Raw genomic sequence first — 1,885 nt, 5'->3', positions numbered from 1 at the left:
TTTGGCCATCGATGGCCACCGAATCGACTTCCGTGGGGTAGCTCCTGTGGATCTCCTGCACGACCCACGCCTGTCCCCGTCCCGATGGCGGTTTGATCTCCACCTGTCCGGTGTTCACGTTGGCGCCTTGGGCGATCGACAGCACGCCGTCAAAGGTCGCCGGATTCGCGGAGCCGGATTCACTGCTGGCCCCGCCGCCGTGCCCTGCGTGGCCTTCATGGCCCGTGGCGGCCGGCGCGTCGCCGTTCAGGGAGGTTTCCACCACCGGTGTCGTCCAGTTCAGGGCCGAGCGCAGTGCACTGACGTTATCGCCTCCGAGCTGGGACCAGGTGATGCCGGTGGCGGAGAGGAACAAGGCGCCGGCAAGAACCCAGATACCGGCCGAGGCATGCCAGCTGGCCAGCCGGCGGTAGCCTTTGGCCTTGGTGGCCGGACGGATAAGATCTTTTTTCTTCCGGGTTTGGCGCAGTCGGGTGATCCACAGGCCGAGACCTGCCAAGGCGATGATGCCGAGCCAGGAGGCGGCGAGTTCGCTATAGAGCCGGCCGGGGTCGCCCAGGTGCAGGCTGCGGTGGAACTGGTCGATCCAGGTCCGCAGCGGCAGCGCCCCGCTGGTGCCGTAGGAGGTGAGTTCTCCTTGGATGGCCGCGCTAGCCGGGTCGATGAAAACGGCCCGTGACTCGCTGGGCCCGAAGTCGGGGCCGGAGTACATGACCCGCGTGGTGTCTCCGGGCTCGGGCGCGGGACGCACCGCGACAGGTGCCTGTCCGCCACCGACATACGCGTTCGCTGCTTCGATCTGTCGAGCCAAGGTCATTGGATCCCCTTGGGTCCTGGCGGTCAGTTCGTCGTGGTAGACGAGGTTCTCCACCGGGGACGCCAATGCGTACAGTGCACCGGTCACCGCGACAACGAAGATGAACGGGCCCACGAAGAGCCCGGCATAGAAATGCAGCCGCCGCAGCAGCGGGGGAAACCATTTCCTGGGTACGGGTGGATCCGCGGGCTTACCCGCGGCTGGGCGTGCTTGGTCAAGGGTATTGGTCATGGAAAAAAGCAGTCCTCAATGGGCATGGTGCAACCCTGACGGCAGCACGCCGCGGGTGCAGGGAAGTGATCAGGTCCCGGGCTGACAGCCAGGGAAAATCCCCCTCCACCCTGAATGGGCGACAGAGGGGGTTCGAATCAGTTACAGCTCAATGAGGTTGTGGGCGGACCGCGCGGGGAGGAAACCGATGACACGGCCTGGGCCGTCAAGATGGCGGTGCGCTGGCGCCTTGGCTGATTGCCGGCACCAAACGGGGTCGGCAAGACGACGATGCGCAGGACCATCAGCAGCGGCCATAAGACGGCCCGGCCCAGATCCAGGATCAGGGCCAAGGCGCGGTCAACACGGCTCAGGAAAACCACGGTCGCGATCGCGGCAAAGACATGCCCCAGCCACATGGGAACCATCCCCTGCTCCATGGCATGATTCATCCCCTGCCCGGTGGAGGAGATCGCGATAGACGTGACATGAGCATGATGGGCAGCGGGGCCAAGATCAGAGGACGCGTGCGAGCCGCCCGCCCCGACCATGAAAAGAGCATGGAAAAGACCCTGGCTGATGGAAACCGAGATGGCAGTTCGGAGAATAGGCGCAGTGCGTCCGGCGAAGATCAGACAACCCAGGACCGATAGGGCCAGAGGCAAGGCAAGCCCCAAGGTGCCGGGCAATTGGCCTCCACCCAGAAGATGACCTGCCAAAGCGGCATACGTGGAAACGACGGCAACGGCGAGACTTCGCCATAGGTGTGCCGTCGTTCTACGTTGCATAGAAGAAGTATGGCAGGCCAGTTCCCCTCCCCGCCACGCCCCCCGGCCAGGTTCTAGAAAACGAACGTGG

At 64.4% G+C, this 1,885-nt stretch carries 2 protein-coding genes; both read right to left on the bottom strand.

All coding sequences use genetic code 11. From position 1 onward, the window contains the following. Window positions 1–1,048: PepSY-associated TM helix domain-containing protein (locus CIK75_RS10250; RefSeq protein WP_096224074.1), on the bottom strand; the 1,048-nt coding region annotated here is incomplete at its 3' end. A 137-nt stretch (window positions 1,049–1,185) separates the two neighbouring features. Beyond that, window positions 1,186–1,815 carry a hypothetical protein gene (locus CIK75_RS10245; RefSeq protein WP_143413322.1) on the bottom strand — a complete coding sequence of 210 codons (630 nt, stop codon included), beginning with the start codon at window positions 1,813–1,815 and terminating at the stop codon, window positions 1,186–1,188. Between the last annotated feature and the right edge of the window lie 70 nt (window positions 1,816–1,885).

The organism is Glutamicibacter sp. BW78 (assembly GCF_002332245.1).
In the GTDB taxonomy this organism is placed as follows: Bacteria; Actinomycetota; Actinomycetes; order Actinomycetales; family Micrococcaceae; genus Arthrobacter_H; species Arthrobacter_H rhombi_A.
This window is presented reverse-complemented; position numbering and strand designations above follow the sequence as displayed.